We start from the raw sequence: 16756 nt of genomic DNA, 5'->3' as shown, positions 1-16756 counted from the left end.
GCCCTCCTTTTGTCCGGAAGACGATAGTCGTCCGGAGGACCGGTCGCCTCCGCAAGGGCGGGATTTGGATCACGGCGCGAACAGAATCGGCTCGTGCGCCGTACCGTCCTTGGCACCACATACACAGTGGAGGGTGACGGAGGGGATACGGAGCATGGTCGGTTTCCCGCGGGAACGGCGACGGAGGCTGCGGGCGCGGGGCGAGCGGTTACGGGGGCGGGTCGTCGCCGTCCTCCTGGTGCTGCTGGCGATCCAGCTCGGTTCGCTCGTCGCACCGGCATACGCCTGCGGTTGCGGTGCGCTGGTCCCGGGCGACGGTAGGCGGCTGACGGTCGGCCGGGAGGCCTCCGTCGTGCGCTGGGACGGCAAGCAGGAGCAGCTCGTGATGAGCCTGACCGTCGACGGCGATGCCGACCGGGCCGCCTGGATCATGCCCGTGCCGAACCGCGCGACGGTCGAACTCGGCGACCCGGAGCTCTTCGACCAGCTGACCGGGGCCACCGCGCCCGAGCAGCGGACCCGCCACCACTTCTGGCCGCAGGACGGCGACTGGCCGCTGACCACAGGCGACGACGACCGGGTGGGCCCGCCGCCGCCCGGGGCGGGGGCGGGCGGCGTCGGCGTGGTCGGACGCCAGCGGCTCGGCCCGTTCGACGTGGCCCGGCTCACCGCCACCGACCCGGCCGACCTGGACGACTGGCTGCGCAGCAACGACTTCGTCTTCCCCGCAGCCCTGAAGACCGCCCTCCAGCCGTACGTCGACCGGCGCTGGGAGTACGTGGCGGTCCGGCTGACCCCCGAGAGCACCGGCGCCGCGCTGAACGGCCGGCTCGACCCGCTGCGCCTCACCTTCGCCGCCGACACCCTCGTCTACCCGATGCGGCTGTCCCGGCTGGCGGCCACCCCGCAGTCGCTGGGCCTCTACATCCTCGCCGCCCACCGGATGGAACCCGCCTCCCGGATCGGCGGCGAGCGGCCCCGGGTGACGTTCGCGGGACGGCTCGGCACGACGACGGGGCCGCTGGCCGAACTGGCGAAGGGCACCCCGTTCCTGACGGCCGTCGCCCAGGAGTTCCCGCGGCCCACGGAGATCTCCGGGGACCACGAGCTGCGTCGGGCCGCGACGGACACGGCGTTCCGGCAGGTCGTCTACGAGGACCGGCTGCTCGCGCTGGCGGGGATTCCGGTGTGGCTGCTGACGGTCGTCGGCGGACTGGCCGCCGCGAACACGGTCGCGGTCGTCCTCGGGGTGCGCCGGGGGCGGGCCCGGCGGGCGAGCGTGCCGGGGCCTCGGCATGCGGTGGGATGCCAGCCGGCGGCTGCGAACCCCGCTCCGGGCGCGCCCACGATCCCGGCACCGGCTCCCACCACGGCTCCGACCGCAGCTCCGACCCCGGCTACAGCCCCGGCTCCGGCCACGGCAGCCATGCCGGCTGCGCCCCCCGGGTTCGCCGCGCCGCCGACGCCTCCCGCGCTTCCCGCTGCTCCCCCTGTTCCCTCTGCTCCCGCGCCTCCCATGCCCTCGGCTCCTCCCGCGCCCTTCGTCCCTCCCTCCGTCCCTCCGTTCCTGCGTCCCCCCATGGCTCGCTCCACATCTCGCCCCACGTCTCGCCCCACGTCTCGCGCGGTGCCTCCGATGCCGTCCACGCCGCCGTCCCAGGAACTTCCCGTGCCCGGCACTCCCGCGACTCCTGCAACTCCCGACACTCCCGCCACTCCCCCGGGGCCCCGCACGCCCCCTCGCCCGCGTTTCGCGCCCCCTGCGCCGAACGGCTGAAATCCGCTGCCGAAGACCAGCCTGAGTAGTTAGCATTCCTAACTAGACATGCCGCCGGACATGTCAGGCACACGAGAGGCAGAGCGCATGAGCGAGTCGCAGGTCTGGGACGCCGTCGACGCCTACTTCACCGACCATCTCGCGCCGGACGACGAGGCGACGGAGGCCGCGCTGCGCGAAACCGAGGCCGCCGAGATGCCGCAGATCAGCGTCTCGGCGAACCAGGGCAAGCTGCTCCAGCTGCTCGCCGAGATCCAGGGCGCCCGGGCGATCCTGGAGATCGGCACACTCGGCGGTTACAGCACGATCTGGCTGGCCCGCGCCCTTCCCGCCGACGGCCGGCTGATCTCGCTGGAGTACAACCCGCGGCACGCGGAGGTCGCCACCCGCAACATCGCCCGCGCGGGCCTGGACAAGGTGGTCGAGGTGCGGGTCGGCGCGGCCCTGGAGTCGCTGCCGCTGCTGGCCGACGAGAACCCGCCCCCGTTCGACCTCGTCTTCATCGACGCCGACAAGGCGAACAACGCCCACTACCTGGAGTGGGCGCTGAAGCTCACGAGCGCGGGCAGTCTGATCGTCGTCGACAACGTCGTACGGGGCGGCCGGGTCGTCGACGCGGACAGCGACACGGGTGACGTGCTCGGCACCCGCGCCGCGATCGAACTGATCGGCTCGCACCCGAGGCTCAGCGGCACGGCGATCCAGACGGTGGGGACGAAGGGCTACGACGGTTTCGCGCTGGCGCGCGTCCTCGCGTAGCCCCCACGTGTCCAGGCCTCAGACTTCGGTCCCTGACCTCGGACTTCAGGCCTCGGACTTCAGGCCTCGGACTTCAGGCCTCAGGCCTCGTGATAGAAGCCCACGTTGACGCTGCGCGGCCCGGTGCGGTCGATAACGATGATCTCGCCGGAGCCGCCGCGCGCCAGCGGCATGCTCCCGCCGTACGCGAGCGGCTGCGCGTACTGCCCGCTCACCAGCCGGACCTCGGAGGACGGCTCGTCCTGCGAGCCGCGCAGCCACGAGACCTGCCAGGTGCCCTCGGGGCCGCACAGGAACTCCAGGTGCACCCGGGAGACGAACAGCCAGTCGTCGGGGGTCGCGAGGCGACACACGGACTTGTCCCGGCCCACCCGCAGCACGGCACCCGGATCGCTGGGCGAGTCGGCCATCAGCATGCCGGCCGTGGCGCCCTCTTCCGTGCCGGAGACGGTGGCCATGGTCAGTTCGAGCACGTGCGCTCCCCTTGAGGTGTCTTTGACATGCCTGTCGGCGTCCTGGGTCCTAAGTGTGCTTGTACAGCGGCCGCATGATAAATCGCCCGGGCCCACCGCGTCCGGCACAATGGACGCATGACCGAGCGAAAGCCACCGGGTGTCCCTTTCGAGTCCTGGGTCGACAAGCAGATCCGTGATGCGGAGCAGCGCGGCGAGTTCGCCCAACTCCCTGGTGTGGGCCAGCCGTTGCCGGAGATCACGGACACCTCGTATGACGAACTCTGGTGGATCAAGCGCAAGATGGCCCGTGAGGGCCTCTCCGTGCTGCCGCCGACGCTCGCCCTGCGCAAGGAGGCGGAGGACGCGCTCGCGGCAGCGTACGAGGCGCCTTCGGAACGCATCGTCCGGAAGATCATCACAGAGGTCAACGTCAAACTCCGCGACATGATGTTCAAGCCGCCGCCCGGGCCCCCACTGGGCATGAAGCCGTACGACGTCGAGGCGGTCGTACGGGAGTGGCGGGAGCGCCAGGAGCGGCGGCGGGAGCGCGGGGCGACAGGCGGGGCGACGGCCGGACAGTCAGAGGCGTAGCAGCCGCTCCGTGAGTTCGCGGTAGTCGCGCAGGGTCAGCCGGAGTTGCTCGGTGTCGACCGTCGCCGTGTCGGCCGTCGTCGTGTCGGCCGTCGCCGTGTCGGCCGTCGTCGTGTCGACCGTCGTCGTGTCGGCGGTCGCCGTGTCGACCGTCGTCGTGTCGGCCGTCGTCGGCCGGTACTCGGCGGCGTCCGCCGGCTGCCAGGACCTGCGCAGGGTGCGGCGGCGGCGGTCCATGGCTTCGGTGAGGCGTGCGGCCAGTTCCTCCAGCGCCTGATCGGCCTCCGCCACGGCGTCCCGGGGCCCGTCGACGAACCCGACGACCGCGTGCCGCATCCGCAAGGCGATCCGCTTGCCTTCGTCGTCCGGCAGGAGGGGCTCCCCATGGTCGACGGGGGCCGTGGTCGTGGTCGTGTCCTTGCGAAGCGCGGGGGTCGTCGGCGGTTTCACGTCCGGCATGGCGGTCAGCTCTCCTTCGCCTGGTGACGGGGGAAGTTCCAGGGCAGGCGGCGGCCGGCCCGGGAGGAATCCCGGGCCTGGGTCTGGGCCTCCACCTGCTGCTGGGGCTGGGGCTGGGGCTTGGACTGCTCCGGAACGGAACCGACCAGCTCGTCGAAGAGCGCGCGGGCCTCGACCATGGCCGTCCGCATGTCCTCCGTGCCCGGCGCCCCGCTGTCCCGGCCGTCGCCCTTGCCGGGCGGGTGTGCGGCGCCGTGGACGCGTCGGTAGCCGTGCACATGGTTCGCGTGGTGGACGGAGAGCGCGGCGAGCTGCTCGTCGTGCTCGGCGCCGTCCGGGAAGCCGCGGGCGCCGGCCACCTCCGCGAGCAGGTGGTCCGCGTCGGCGACCGCCTCTCGGGGCGAGTCGACGAACCGCTCCTGCGCGGCCCTCCAGCGGGCCTGGAACCGCTCGCGGTCCGCCGCCTCCAGCGGCCGCTCGCGCAGCCCGCCGTGCCGCTGCACGAGGGCGTCGAGCTCTCTCTCGGCGGCGTTGACGTCGCCGTCGTGGCGGGCCACGGCCCGGTCGTACTCGGGCCCGAAGCGGTGCTTCAGGCCGCGCCCGCCGTGCGCGCCGCCCCGGGTGCGCAGGGTCGGGACGGTGGCGACGACGGCCAGGACCGCCACGATCACGATCACGATCAGAGCGATGATCACGCCTGTGGACATGCCTTGCCTTCCGATGGGTCGGCCCCATGGGCCGGTTCCCAAGTCGTGTTGCCCGGAAAGCGTCTGCCAAACAGCGTGCGACGGGCGGGCCGAGGGCCGGGTCGACGAGCGGGGCGGCGCACATATCCGGTTGCGGGCCCCGCACACCGTCTCCGCAGAATGAGCGGATGACCTGGACGATCGCCCCGGAAGCCGTCGACTCCCCCGCTGCCGTCGCACTGTGGCGGGCGTATTACACCGAGGTCAGCGACCGGTACTACCTGCTGCACGAGGGGCGCCGGACCGACCCGGAGGAGCTGGAGCGGGAGATCGCCGCCCGTACCGGCACCGAACTCGCCCCGCCCCGCGGGCAGTTGCTCGTGGGGCGGTACGACGGCGAACCGGCCGGCACCGCGGGCGTACGGCTGCTGGACGCGACGACCGCCGAGCTGACCCGGGTGTTCGTGCGCGAGGAGCTGCGCGGCAGGGGCGGCGCCGCGCTCCTCGTGAGCGCCGCCGAGGACGCCGCGAGGGCGCTGGGAGCCCGGCAGTTGATCCTCGACACCCGGGGCGACCTGGTCGAGGCCCGCGCCCTGTACGCGCGGCTCGGCTACCAGGAGACCGAGCCGCACAACGCGGACCCGTATGCCGACCACTGGTTCGTCAGGGCGCTGGGCCAGGACCTCAGGTGAGCCGGTGGTCGGGCACGACCCGCCCGCCGTGCGGCTGTTCCCGTTCCGAGCCGCACAGCTCGCCGTTCAGTTCCCTGACCAGTTGGACCAGGTCGGTGGGCCGGTCGGGTCCCCACCAGTCGCCGAGCAGTTCGGCCAGTGACTCCTCGCGGGTCTCGGCGAGCCGTTCCGCGACCTCGCGGCCCGCGTCGGTCAGCACCATGTCGAGCCCTTCGCGCACGGCGAGCCGGCGTTCCTCCACCTGCCGGGCCGCGTCCATGATCACCGGCAGCGGGACGGTACTGCGTTCGGCCAGCACCGACGGCTCGACGCTGCCGTACCGCTTGATCCGCAGCAGCAGCCAGCTCGCGGCCGGGTGGAGGTCGTAGCCGGCGCGTGCGGTGATCTTCCGGTAGATCTCGCGGCGGCCCTCGCGCGTGCCGAGGACCGACAGCGCCCGGCACACCTCGTCGTACGAGGACCGCTCCACCGGGTTGCTGGCGAGGGTCTCGGTCACGTCGGGGGCGGTGACCGAGCCGCGCAGCGGGTCCTCCTTGAGGAACCACGCCAGGACGAAGCCGAGGAGCGCGACGGGGGCGGCGTACAGGAAGACGTCGGTGATGGCGGAGGCGTACGCGTCCAGGACGCGCGGGCGCAGGTCGGACGGCAGGTCGGCGATGCCCCGCGGGTCGGACTCCAGGCTCCCGGCCGAGAAGCCGGAGGGCGGTCGGACGCCCCGGAAGGCGTCCGTGAGCTTGTCGCCGAGGCGGCCGGCGAAGACCGTCCCGAAGACGGCAACGCCGAAGGAGGCCCCGATGGAGCGGAAGAAGGTCGCGCCGGAGGTGGCGACGCCGAGATCCTCGTACCCGACGGCGTTCTGCACGATCAGCACCAGCACCTGCATGACCAGGCCCAGGCCGAGGCCGAAGACGAAGAAGCAGGTGCTCATCTCGCCCGTGGAGCTGTGTTCGTCGAGCTGGTGGAGCAGCAGCAGGCCGAGGGCGGTGACGCCGGTGCCCGCGATCGGGAACACCTTCCAGCGGCCGGTGCGGCTGACGATCTGCCCGGAGCCGGTGGACGACAGCAGCATGCCCGCCACCATCGGCAGCATGTGCACGCCGGACATGGTCGGCGAGACGCCGTGCACCACCTGGAGGAAGGTCGGCAGGTACGTCATCGCGCCGAACATCGCGAAGCCGACGATGAAGCTGATCACGGCGGAGAGGGTGAAGGTGCGGATGCGGAACAGCTTGAGCGGGAGGACCGGTTCGGCCGCCCGGCGCTCCGCGGCCACGAACGCGACGGCGAGCAGCACCCCGAGCACCGCCAGGCCGACGATCTGCGGGGAACCCCGGTCCCAGGTGGTGCCGCCGAGGGAGGCCACCAGCACCAGACAGGTGGCGACCGCGGCGATGAGGAAGGTGCCGAGGTAGTCGATGACGCGCTTGGTCGACCTGCGCGGGATGTGCAGCACCGTCGCGATGACGGCGAGGGCGACGACGCCGACGGGCAGGTTGACGTAGAAGACCCAGCGCCAGCTCAGGTGCTCGGTGAACAGGCCGCCCAGCAGCGGGCCGAGGACGCTCGTGGCACCGAACACCGCCCCGAACAGGCCCTGGTAGCGGCCGCGGTCGCGCGGCGGGACGATGTCGCCGACGATCGCCATCGACAGCACCATCAACCCGCCGCCGCCCAGGCCCTGGAGCGCCCGGAAGCCGATCAACTGCGGCATGTTTTGCGCCATTCCGCACAGCGCCGAACCGATCAGGAAGATGACGATCGCGATCTGGAAGAGCCTCTTGCGGCCGTACTGGTCACCCAGTTTGCCCCACAGCGGGGTCGCGGCCGTCGACGCCAGCAGATACGCGGTGACCACCCAGGACAGATGCTCCATACCACCGAGGTCGCTGACGATCGTCGGCAGGGCGGTCGACACGATCGTCTGGTCGAGGGCGGCGAGGAACATGCCGAGCAGCAGGGCGCCGATCGAGACGAGGACGTTTCCGGACACGTGTTCCTGACGTGGATCCGCGGTCCTGCTGTGCGCGTCCAAGGCCATGGATGCCTCCTGCGGCTCTGGTGGCTCTGGTGACCCCTTCATCGTGATCGGTGTGACCCGTTATGGCCTCCCGAGTCCGCCGGCGCCCGAGGGTAATCCCTCGGGATCCTGGCGGAATCCGACATTCCGGGGGTCGCACGCGGGCGACTGTGTGGAGGATCTGCATAATCTCTGGAGTTTGGATGGGGAAGGACGAACACGTGATCGATCCGACGGGGCGGCAAGGGCGACCCGCGCAGCACGGGCTGCCGTGCCCGGAGTGCGGGGCACTGCGCGCGCCCGACAACACCCCGTCCTGCGCCTGCGCCCAGCGCGCCGCCGACACCCTGCGCGACACGCGCTCGGCGGAGGCGGCCGCGGCGGAGGACTTCGATCCGCTGCGCATACGGCCGTACGTGGAACTCGACGGCACGGCCGCCCCGGGGGCGCACACCTCCGAGACCGGGGCGGGGGCCGGGGCTTCGTCCGCAGCCGACGTGACCATGCCGATCCCGACGGTCCCGGCAACGACGACGTTCCCGTCAGCGACGACGGCACCGGCCGACGCGACCATGCCGCTGCGCGCCGTGCCGCCCACCGGCCCCGCTCTCCCGACCCCGCCCAGCTTCGCACCCAGCGCCGACGACCTGAGCCTGTTCGAGGCGGACGACGTCGACACCGCGCACCCCGACGACGAGGAGCCGGGCAGCCCGCGCCGCCGCCGCACCCTGCTGATCGCGACGACCGCCGCCGTGGTGGCCGTCCTGGCCGCCGCCGGGTTCGCGAGCGGACTGTTCTCCTACGAGACGCCGACGCGCGACGGGGCCGCCCCCAAGGACGTCCGGGCCGCCGTGCCCGACACCTCGACGAGCGCGACGTCCGGATCGCCGTCGGCGAGTGCCTCGGCGTCTCCGTCGGCCTCCGACGCCTCACCGTCGCCGTCCGAGAGCGAGAGCCCGGCGCCGTCCAGGTCGGAGGCGAGCGCCTCGTCCTCGGCGTCACGGTCGGCCGACGCCGTCCAGGCCACACCCACCGCTCGCGTCACCAGCTCCTCGGGGCCCGAGAACGGCCCGGACGACAACGAGGAGGGCGCGCCCGGCGTCGTCCTGCGGCTCGGCGACACGGGCGCCGAGGTGAGCGAACTCCAGTCGCGGCTGACCGAGCTGTTCCTCTACAACGGCGAGGCCGACGGCACGTTCAGCAGCGAGGTCGAGAGCGCCCTGCGCAACTACCAGTGGTCGCGCAGCACGACGGAGGACGGACTGGGCGTGTACGGCCCGGTGACCCGGGAGAAGCTGGAAGCGGAGACGAAGAAGCCGTAGGGCGCCCGGCCTCGGGATGGCGGCGCCAGACCCCACGTGGATCCGCACCCCACGTGGATCCTCACCCCACGCGGATTCGCACCCCACGTGGATCCTCACCCCACGTGGATCCTCACCCCACGTGGATCCTCACCCCACGTGGATCCTCACCCCACGTGGATCCTCACCCCACGTGGATTCGCACCCCGCCCCCGTCCGCCACCGTCTCCACCCGTACCTGCCGCAGATCCCGCACCACCGCGTCCGGTCCGTGCGCCGCCGCCCGTGGGCCGACGCCCACGACCCGCATCCCGGCGGCGCGCCCGGCCTCGATGCCCGCCCCGGAGTCCTCGAAGACCACGCACTCCGCCGGGGCGACCCCCAGCTCGGCCGCGCCCTTGAGGAACCCCTCGGGGTCCGGCTTGCTCGCGCCCACGGACTCCGCGGTGACGCGCACATCCGGGAGGTCCAGCCCCGCCGCGGCCATCCGGGCAGTCGACAGCGGGACGTCCGCCGAGGTGACCAGTGCGTGCGGGACGCCGCGCAGGGCGGCGAGGAACTCCGGCGCGCCGGGCACCGGCACCACGCCGTCCAGGTCGGCGGTCTCCTCCGCCAGCATCCGCGCGTTGTCCGCGAGGTTCACGTGCATCGGCCGGCTGGGCAGCAGGACGGCCATCGAGGCGTAGCCCTGCCGGCCGTGGACGACCTTCATGACCTCGTCCCCGTCGAGCCCGTGCGCGTCGGCCCAGCGCCGCCAGACCCGCTCGACGACCGCGTCGGAGTTCACGAGGGTGCCGTCCATGTCGAGCAGGAGGGCGCGGGCGGTCAGGACCGGCATCAGGCAGCTCCAGGTAGGAAGGGACAAGGCGGCCCCGCCCGCCGGTCAGGGAAAACGGGCGGGAGCCACTTTGTTTCCTCACGGTACAAAACAATCCGGCCTCACCGCCACCCCACCGGGAAAGGTCCGGAAACCGTTCACCCGCCGTTCAGCTCCCCCGGGCCCGCTCGGGCCCACGCGCAGGGCCGGACTCAGCCCGCGATCGACTCCCACAGGCTCCACACGCCCAGCGCCAGCATCAGCAGCGCCGCGATCTGAGTGATCAGCTTCAGCGGCACCCTCTTCATCAGGGCCTTTCCGCCGACGATGCCCAGCCCGGCCACCGCCCACAGCGCCAGCACCGCGCCGAGGCCGACGGAGAGCGGGTCGTCGTAGCGGGCGGCGAGGTTGGCCGTCATGATCTGGGTGAGGTCGCCGAACTCGGCGACGAGGATCAGCATGAACCCCGCGCCCGAGACCTTCCAGAACGACTGGTTCTCGGGCCGCCGGACCGCTTCGTCGCTCTCGTCCTTCTTCAGCAGCAGCACCGCCGCGCCGCCCAGGAACAGGACGCCCGTCAGCGCGTGCACGAGCCGCTGCGGCAGCAGCGTGAGCACGCTGCCCGCGGCGACGGCGAGCACGACATGCAGCGTGAAGGCGGCGGCGACGCCGGCGAAGATGTAGGAGGCGCGGTAGCGGGTGCCGAGGACGAGGCCGGCGAGGGCGGTCTTGTCCGGCAGCTCGGCCAGGAAGACGACGCCGAAGACGAGCGCCGTGACGGTGATGCTGATCAAGGTTCCTCAATCGGTCGGGGCCGCCCCGCCGAGAGTGCAGTACCTCACCCGCTTCGCACAAAGACACCTCGGCACGGCAGCACACAAGTCACCCGTGCCGAAGGGCACGGGCATGCACTGCTTGCCGAAGGTCTCGCTGGCCGACCCGTACGACGGGTCTGCCTCCGGGCGCCGGCTCAGACGAGCTGAGCAGTATGTCGACGATTCCGGCGAAGAGCTACTCCCCTTCTGCGCTCCCCATTGTACGAGATCGTTTCGCCATAAACCTTGTCGTGTCATGCACGCGTCATTAGCTTCTTACCGAGCGCTCATCCCCCCGCAACCCGGCAGCGCGAGCATTCCAACGCTCGCGCTCCAACACCCCGCCTCCCCCATGGAGTTCGCATGTCGAAGTTCTACGCGCGTGGACGGCTGAGCATACTCGCCGCCCTCACCGGTCTCATAGCCTCGGTCGGTCTCATCGACTCCCCGACCGCCTCCGCCGCCCTCCCCACCCCGGTCAGCGCCGCCACCGCCCGCACCTACCTAGCCTCGCTCACCGTGGCGACCGAGGACCGCACCGGCTACGACCGCGACCTCTTCAACCACTGGATCACCATCTCCGGCACCTGCAACACCCGTGAGACGGTCCTGAAGCGGGACGGTACGAACGTCGTCACCAGCTCCGCCTGCGCCGCCACCAGCGGCACCTGGTACTCCCCCTACGACGGCGCGACCTGGACCGCCGCCTCCGACCTCGACATCGACCACCTGGTCCCGCTGGCCGAGGCCTGGGACTCCGGCGCCGACAGCTGGACCTCCACCCAGCGTCAGAACTTCGCCAACGACCTGACCCGCCCGCAGCTCATCGCCGTCACGGACAACGTGAACCAGTCCAAGAGCGACCAGGACCCGGCCGAGTGGATGCCGTCGGTCACCTCGTACCGCTGCACCTACGTCCGCGCCTGGGTCCAGGTGAAGTACTACTACGACCTCTCCGTCGACTCCGCCGAGAAGAGCGCGCTGACGAGCTACCTCGCCGCCTGCTGATCGACGGCGGCCGACACTGATCGATCCGTGACCGTCGGGATCTCCCCGTGGACCTCCGTCGTTCCGTACCGTACGGGGCGACGGAGGAGGGCGATCACGTGGCCGGACTGCTGCTGGGACCACTGCTGAGGTACGCCGACGGCTCGTCCGCGACCGTCTGGGTCGAGGCGAGCCGTCCGTGCGCCGCCGAGGTGCGCTGCGCGGACGGCGCCGCCGGCACGGCCCGCACCTTCCAGGTGGCGGGCCATCACTACGCCCTGGTCCAGGTCGACGGCCTGACGGCGGGCACGGCGACCGCGTACGAGGTCCTCCTCGACGGCGCCCGCGTCTGGCCGCTGCCCGACTCCCCCTTCCCGCCCTCGGTCATCCGCACCCCGGCCGCCGGTGCGGACGACGGCGACGGCGAGGTCCGCGTGACCTTCGGCTCCTGCCGCTGGGCCGCGCCCCCGGCCGACGACCGCGACCCCGTCGGCCCCGACGCCCTGGACAGCCTCGCCGCACGCCTCGCCGCCGACCCGACCGCCGAACGACCCGACGTCCTGCTGCTGTTGGGCGACCAGGTGTACGCCGACGAGGTCTCCGACGGGACCCGGGAGCGGATCGCCGCCCGTCGCGGCCTCGCCGATCCGCCGGGCGCCGAGGTCGCGGACTTCGAGGAGTACACGTGGCTGTACTACGAGTCCTGGCTCGACCCCGAGGTGCGCTGGCTGCTGTCCACCGTGCCCAGCTGCATGGTCTTCGACGACCATGACGTCGTCGACGACTGGAACACCTCCGCCGCCTGGCTGGCCGACATTCGGGCCACGCCCTGGTGGCGCGAGCGGATCCTGAGCGGCCTGATGTCGTACTGGGTGCACCAGCACCTCGGCAACCTCGCCCCGGCCGAGCTGGCCGCCGACCCGCTCTACGCCGCCGTCCGCGACACCCCCGACGGCACCGACGTGCTGCGCGCCTTCGCCTGCCGGGCCGACGCGGACCCGGCGTCCGTGCGGTGGAGCTACCGGCGCGACTTCGGGCGGGTACGGCTGCTGATGGTCGACACCCGGGCCGCACGGGTCCTCGACGAGGGCGGGCGCTCGATGCTCGGCCCGGGCGAGGAGGCATGGCTGCGCGAACAGGCCCTCGACCGCCCCGGCTCCTACGACCATCTCCTGATCGGCACCTCCCTGCCCTGGCTGCTGCCACATCTGGTGCACGACGCCGAGATGTGGGACGCGGCCCTGTGCCGGGGCGAGCGCGGGCCGCGCTGGGCCCGGTTCGGGGAGAAGCTGCGCCGGGCGGCGGACCTGGAGCACTGGGCGGCCTTCCCGACGTCCTTCGCCACGCTGACGGCGCTGATCGCCGAGGTGGGCAGCGGGGCGGCCCCGGGGGCGCCGGCGAGCGTGCTCGTGCTGTCCGGGGACGTGCACCACGCGTACGTGGCCGAGCCCCGCTGGCCCGACGGCACCGGTCCCGACGCGCGGGTGCTGCAACTCACCTGCTCCCCCGTCCACAACGCCATACCGCTGTCGATAAAGGTGGGCTTCCGCTTCGGCTGGAGTGCCGCGGCCCGGGCGCTCGGCCGTCGGTTCGCCCGGCACGGCCGCTGTCCGCGGCCGCCGGTCGACTGGCGGAAGACGGGCGGCCCGTGGTTCGGCAACCAGCTCATGTCGCTGACCCTGCGCGGGCGTTCGGCCCGGCTGCGGCTGGAGCAGGCGCGGGGTGACGGCGTGCTGGCCACCGTCCAGGAGTCCGACCTCACCCCCTGAATACGGGACGGTCGGGACAACTGGGGCAGGTGGGGCCCGCGTTGGCTTCCGGGAAAGCCGACGGCATGATGAGGCAGTCCGTCCGCTTCCCTCACGGCCTCGCACGGCCTCGTGGACGGGCTGCTCCATCGCGCCCCACCCGCCCGGGAGTCACCCCCTTGCCCTCAGCGAACGCGGAACCCGCAGCACACGCGGAACACCTGGCCGACCCCGCCGCCCTCGACGTCTGCGTCGCCGTCGCCCTCGTCGGCGCCGGGCCGCGCGGCACCAGCGTCCTGGAACGCCTCTGCGCCTCCGCACCCGAACTCCTCCCGCCCGGGGCGCGCGTGACGGTCCACGTCGTCGATCCCGACCCGCCGGGGCCGGGCCGCGTCTGGCGCACCGCGCAGTCGCGGGAGCTGCTGATGAACACCGTGGCCTCGCAGGTGACCCTGTTCACCGACGACAGCGTGGACTGCGCGGGCCCGATCCGGCCCGGCCCGAGCCTGCACGCGTGGGCGGGCGGCGAGCTGGGCCCGGACGAGTACCCGACCCGCGCGCACTACGGCCGTTACCTGGAGTGGGTGTTCGCGCGGACCGTGCGCCAGGCCCCGCCGTCGGTCCGCGTCGTGACGCACTCGGCCCGCGCGCTCCGGCTCGACGACGCCGCCGACGGCCGCCAGGTCCTCACCCTGGACGACGGCCGCGTCCTGCTCGGCCTCTCCGCCGTCGTCCTCGCCCAGGGGCATCTGCCGGTGGCCGCCGACAGCGGCCAGCAGCGCCACACCGCCTACGCCGAACGACACGGCCTGCGCCATGTCCCGCCCGCCAACCCGGCCGACGTCGACCTCCGCGCCCTCGCCCCGGGCGAACCGGTGCTGCTGCGCGGACTGGGCCTGAACTTCTTCGACCACATGGCCCTGCTGACCACCGGCCGCGGCGGCCGCTTCGTCCCCGAGGGCGGCGGGCTGCGCTACCTGCCCTCCGGTCAGGAGCCCCGGCTGTACGCCGGTTCCCGGCGCGGTGTCCCGTACCAGGCGCGCGGCGACAACGCCAAGGGGCCGTACGGCCGTCACACCCCGCTGGTCCTGACGCCGGAGGTGATCGCGGGCTTCCGCAAGCGCGCGGACTCCGGCGAGGCGCCCGACTTCCTGGCCGAGATATGGCCGTTGGTGGCGAAGGAGGTCGAGACGGTCTACTACACGGCCTGCACGGCCCTGACGGACCGCCCCGGACTCGCCGACCGCTTCCTCGCCGTCCCGCACCGCGACCCCCGAGAGGCCCTGATCCTGGACGAGTTCGGGGTGCCGGAAGCGGACCGCTGGAGCTGGGACCGGATCTCCCGGCCGTATACGGAACGGCGGTTCGCGGATCCGGGGCAGTGGCGGGACTGGCTGCTGGCGTATCTGCGCAGGGACGCCGAGGACGCCGCCCGGGGCAATGTGGAGGGACCGTCGAAGGCGGCCCTGGACGTGTTGCGCGACCTGCGCAACGAGCTGCGGCTGATCGTCGACCACGCCGGTCTGGCCGGCCCGTCCCGCCGCGACCATCTGGACCGCTGGTACACCCCGCTCAACGCCTTCCTGTCCATCGGCCCGCCGCGCCGCCGCATCGAGGAGCTGACGGCCCTGGTGGCGGCGGGGGTGGTGGAGGTGCTCGGCCCCCGGCTGGAGGTGCGCGAGGAGGACGGAGCCTGGCTGGCGCGCTCGCCGGAGGTGCCGGGATCGGCGGTCCGGGTCACGACGCTCGTCGAGGCGCGGCTCCCGGAACCGGACGTCCGCCGCACCGCCGACGGCCTGCTGGCCCGGCTGCTGAAGACCGGGCAGTGCCGTCCGCACACGGTGGACGGTTACGTGACCGGGGGGCTGGACGTAACGCGGCGCCCCTACCATCTGATCGATCGTCAGGGCCGGTCGCACGCACGGCGGTTCGCCTTCGGAGTGCCCACGGAGGGCGTGCACTGGGTCACCGCGGCGGGCGCCCGCCCGGGGGTGGATTCGGTCACCCTCTCGGATGCGGACGCGGTGGCGCGAGCCGCCCTGCGTGCGGCGGTCCGGGGGACCGGGGCGAAAACGGAATCCGAGCCATGGCCAAAAGTTGAACTTGCAAGCATCAATTAGGCCCGCCTAACGTGTGTCGCTCATTCGGTACCGCCGCCCCACCGACGACCCCGAAGGAGCACCCCCACCATGTCCGCTCGCCTCAACACCGCACAGCCCTACGCGGTCGGCCTCTTCCGCATCGTCGTAGGCCTGCTCTTCGCCTGCCACGGCGCGGCCTCCCTCTTCGGCGTCCTCGGCGGCGCCGCGGGCGCCGAGGGCGGCACGCTCGACGCCGGCGCCTGGCCCGGTTGGTACGCGGCCGTGATCCAGCTCGTCTGCGGCAGCCTGGTGCTGCTGGGCCTGGGCACCCGGGCCGCCGCGTTCCTCGCCTCGGGCTCCATGGCGTACGCCTACTTCGACGTGCACCAGCCCAGCGCCCTGTTCCCGATGGAGAACGGCGGCGAGGCCTCCGCGATGTTCTGCTGGGCCTTCCTGCTGCTGATCTTCACCGGTTCCGGCGCGCTCGGCCTGGACCGCATGTTCTCGGGCCGTCGCACGACGCCGGAGCGGCAGCCCGCGGCGCAAAAGGCCACGGTCAGCGCCTGACCGACGCCCGATCCACACCGTGGTGCGCGACGACCACCGCGCGCCACGGTGTGGATCACCGCCCGGGTGAACGAGCTGTGCCGAACACACGAGCCCCCCCGTGAATCTGCTGTCACACCCCAGGCGTACGCTGTATGGCTGTCATTGGCCGCACCTGCCGCTCCCCCGCGACACAGCGGCACGGTCGGGTCGCCACGGGGGAGACACGGGGAGTCTGCGGTGTTCGAGAGTGTGGGGGCGTTGCTCGGCAGCCCCTGGATCTACGCGGTGGTGGGCCTGTCGGTCCTCCTCGACGTGTTCCTGCCGGTACTGCCCAGCGGGGTGCTCGTCATCACGGCGGCGACGGCCGCGGCGGCGGGCTCGGGCGCGGTGGCCGGTCAGGTCCCGCACGACGTCCCGGACATCATGGTCCTGATCCTCTCCGCGACGACCGCCTCGGTGCTGGGCGACCTGGTGGCCTACCGGCTGGCCTGGCGCGGCGGTGAGCGCCTGGACCGCGCGATCGCCCGCTCCCGCCGGCTGACCACCGCGCAGGAACGTCTCGGCGACGCCCTGGCCCGCGGCGGCGGCGCGCTGGTCGTGCTGGCCCGCTTCGCCCCGGCCGGCCGCTCCGTCGTCTCCCTCCTCGCGGGCACGGCCCACCGGCGCCCCCGCGACTTCCTCCCCTGGTCCGCACTGGCCGGCCTGTCCTGGGCCGCCTACAGCGCCGCCCTCGGCTACTTCGGCGCCCACTGGCTCGGCACGACCTGGCTGGCGACGGGCGTGTCGGTGCTCGCCCTGGTCGGCGCGGGGGCGGGCGCGGGCTACGTGATGCGCAGGCAGCCTGCGTAGCGGGCCCGGACCCGGGTCCGAGCCCGGGCCGGGGCGCGGTCGGTTTCGGCTACGGCTACGGCTACGGCTACGGCTACGGGCTAGGGGGCTTCTGATGGATCTCCGTGGGAGAAGGAGCGGCGTTCGGTGCGTGCTCTCGGTGTGCCGGGCGAGAGTCCTCGTAGCGGAGCTAC

16 protein-coding genes are annotated in these 16756 nt (G+C 72.7%); 10 read left to right on the top strand and 6 right to left on the bottom strand.

Features of this window, described 5'->3' with window-relative positions:
- The first annotated feature begins 154 nt into the window (after nucleotides 1-154).
- Both AB0J04_RS36375 and AB0J04_RS36370 read left to right on the top strand, forming a co-directional pair.
- On the top strand, nucleotides 155-1777 hold the full coding sequence (locus AB0J04_RS36375) for a DUF2330 domain-containing protein (RefSeq protein WP_363172882.1): 1623 nt from the start codon (nucleotides 155-157) through the stop codon (nucleotides 1775-1777).
- Nucleotides 1778-1864: 87 nt separating this feature from the next.
- On the top strand, nucleotides 1865-2536 hold the full coding sequence (locus AB0J04_RS36370; protein WP_363172881.1) for an O-methyltransferase: 672 nt from the start codon (nucleotides 1865-1867) through the stop codon (nucleotides 2534-2536).
- Nucleotides 2537-2616: 80 nt separating this feature from the next.
- Here the strand turns inward: AB0J04_RS36370 and AB0J04_RS36365 are convergent, their stop codons facing one another.
- Complete coding sequence (locus AB0J04_RS36365; RefSeq protein ID WP_363172880.1) at nucleotides 2617-3009, bottom strand: hypothetical protein; 393 nt, start codon at nucleotides 3007-3009, stop codon at nucleotides 2617-2619.
- A gap of 117 nt (nucleotides 3010-3126) precedes the next feature.
- Between AB0J04_RS36365 and AB0J04_RS36360 the strand changes: the two genes are divergently transcribed.
- The gene (locus tag AB0J04_RS36360; RefSeq protein ID WP_363172879.1) at nucleotides 3127-3582 is read left to right on the top strand and encodes a DUF1992 domain-containing protein; all 456 of its coding nucleotides are present in this window, start codon (nucleotides 3127-3129) and stop codon (nucleotides 3580-3582) included.
- Here the strand turns inward: AB0J04_RS36360 and AB0J04_RS36355 are convergent.
- Nucleotides 3571-4041 (bottom strand): hypothetical protein, encoded by a 471-nt coding sequence (locus AB0J04_RS36355; RefSeq protein WP_363172878.1) that lies wholly within the window; start codon nucleotides 4039-4041, stop codon nucleotides 3571-3573. The genes AB0J04_RS36360 and AB0J04_RS36355 overlap by 12 nt on opposite strands.
- Before the next feature lie 5 nt (nucleotides 4042-4046).
- Nucleotides 4047-4748: a hypothetical protein gene (locus AB0J04_RS36350; RefSeq protein ID WP_363172877.1), complete on the bottom strand. Its 702-nt coding sequence runs from the start codon at nucleotides 4746-4748 to the stop codon at nucleotides 4047-4049.
- Nucleotides 4749-4915: 167 nt separating this feature from the next.
- On the opposite strand from AB0J04_RS36350, the gene AB0J04_RS36345 reads away from it, so the two are divergent.
- Entirely contained in the window at nucleotides 4916-5419 is a 504-nt protein-coding gene (locus tag AB0J04_RS36345) for a GNAT family N-acetyltransferase (protein ID WP_363172876.1), read from the top strand.
- On the opposite strand, the gene AB0J04_RS36340 is transcribed toward AB0J04_RS36345, so the two are convergent.
- Complete coding sequence (locus tag AB0J04_RS36340; RefSeq protein ID WP_363172875.1) at nucleotides 5412-7457, bottom strand: MFS transporter; 2046 nt, start codon at nucleotides 7455-7457, stop codon at nucleotides 5412-5414. The genes AB0J04_RS36345 and AB0J04_RS36340 overlap by 8 nt on opposite strands.
- A 200-nt stretch (nucleotides 7458-7657) precedes the next feature.
- On the opposite strand from AB0J04_RS36340, the gene AB0J04_RS36335 reads away from it, so the two are divergent.
- Nucleotides 7658-8758, top strand: coding sequence for a peptidoglycan-binding domain-containing protein (locus AB0J04_RS36335; RefSeq protein ID WP_363172874.1), 1101 nt, complete (start codon nucleotides 7658-7660; stop codon nucleotides 8756-8758).
- A gap of 163 nt (nucleotides 8759-8921) precedes the next feature.
- Here AB0J04_RS36335 and AB0J04_RS36330 read toward each other — a convergent pair whose 3' ends face one another.
- Both AB0J04_RS36330 and AB0J04_RS36325 read right to left on the bottom strand, forming a co-directional pair.
- Complete coding sequence (locus AB0J04_RS36330) at nucleotides 8922-9575, bottom strand: HAD family hydrolase (protein ID WP_363172873.1); 654 nt, start codon at nucleotides 9573-9575, stop codon at nucleotides 8922-8924.
- A gap of 191 nt (nucleotides 9576-9766) precedes the next feature.
- Nucleotides 9767-10348: a TMEM165/GDT1 family protein gene (locus AB0J04_RS36325; protein ID WP_363172872.1), complete on the bottom strand. Its 582-nt coding sequence runs from the start codon at nucleotides 10346-10348 to the stop codon at nucleotides 9767-9769.
- A 384-nt stretch (nucleotides 10349-10732) separates the two neighbouring features.
- On the opposite strand from AB0J04_RS36325, the gene AB0J04_RS36320 reads away from it, so the two are divergent.
- The 5 genes from AB0J04_RS36320 to AB0J04_RS36300 all read left to right on the top strand — a co-directional run bounded on the left by AB0J04_RS36320 (nucleotide 10733) and on the right by AB0J04_RS36300 (nucleotide 16583).
- A complete protein-coding gene (locus tag AB0J04_RS36320) occupies nucleotides 10733-11377 on the top strand; it encodes an HNH endonuclease family protein (protein WP_363172871.1) in 645 nt (214 codons plus the stop codon).
- 98 nt (nucleotides 11378-11475) lie between these two features.
- A complete protein-coding gene (locus AB0J04_RS36315; protein WP_363172887.1) occupies nucleotides 11476-13125 on the top strand; it encodes an alkaline phosphatase D family protein in 1650 nt (549 codons plus the stop codon).
- Nucleotides 13126-13325: 200 nt separating this feature from the next.
- Nucleotides 13326-15224: an FAD/NAD(P)-binding protein gene (locus AB0J04_RS36310; RefSeq protein WP_363172886.1), complete on the top strand. Its 1899-nt coding sequence runs from the start codon at nucleotides 13326-13328 to the stop codon at nucleotides 15222-15224.
- Nucleotides 15225-15293: 69 nt separating this feature from the next.
- Nucleotides 15294-15752: a DoxX family protein gene (locus tag AB0J04_RS36305; protein ID WP_363172870.1), complete on the top strand. Its 459-nt coding sequence runs from the start codon at nucleotides 15294-15296 to the stop codon at nucleotides 15750-15752.
- A 219-nt stretch (nucleotides 15753-15971) separates the two neighbouring features.
- Nucleotides 15972-16583, top strand: coding sequence for a VTT domain-containing protein (locus AB0J04_RS36300; RefSeq protein ID WP_363172869.1), 612 nt, complete (start codon nucleotides 15972-15974; stop codon nucleotides 16581-16583).
- Nucleotides 16584-16756 lie beyond the last annotated feature (173 nt).

The sequence above is a fragment of the Streptomyces sp. NPDC050263 genome (genome assembly GCF_040655955.1).
Lineage (GTDB): Bacteria > Actinomycetota > Actinomycetes > Streptomycetales > Streptomycetaceae > Streptomyces.
Note: the sequence above shows the minus strand (reverse complement) of the source record. Positions and strands in the feature narration are given on the sequence as shown.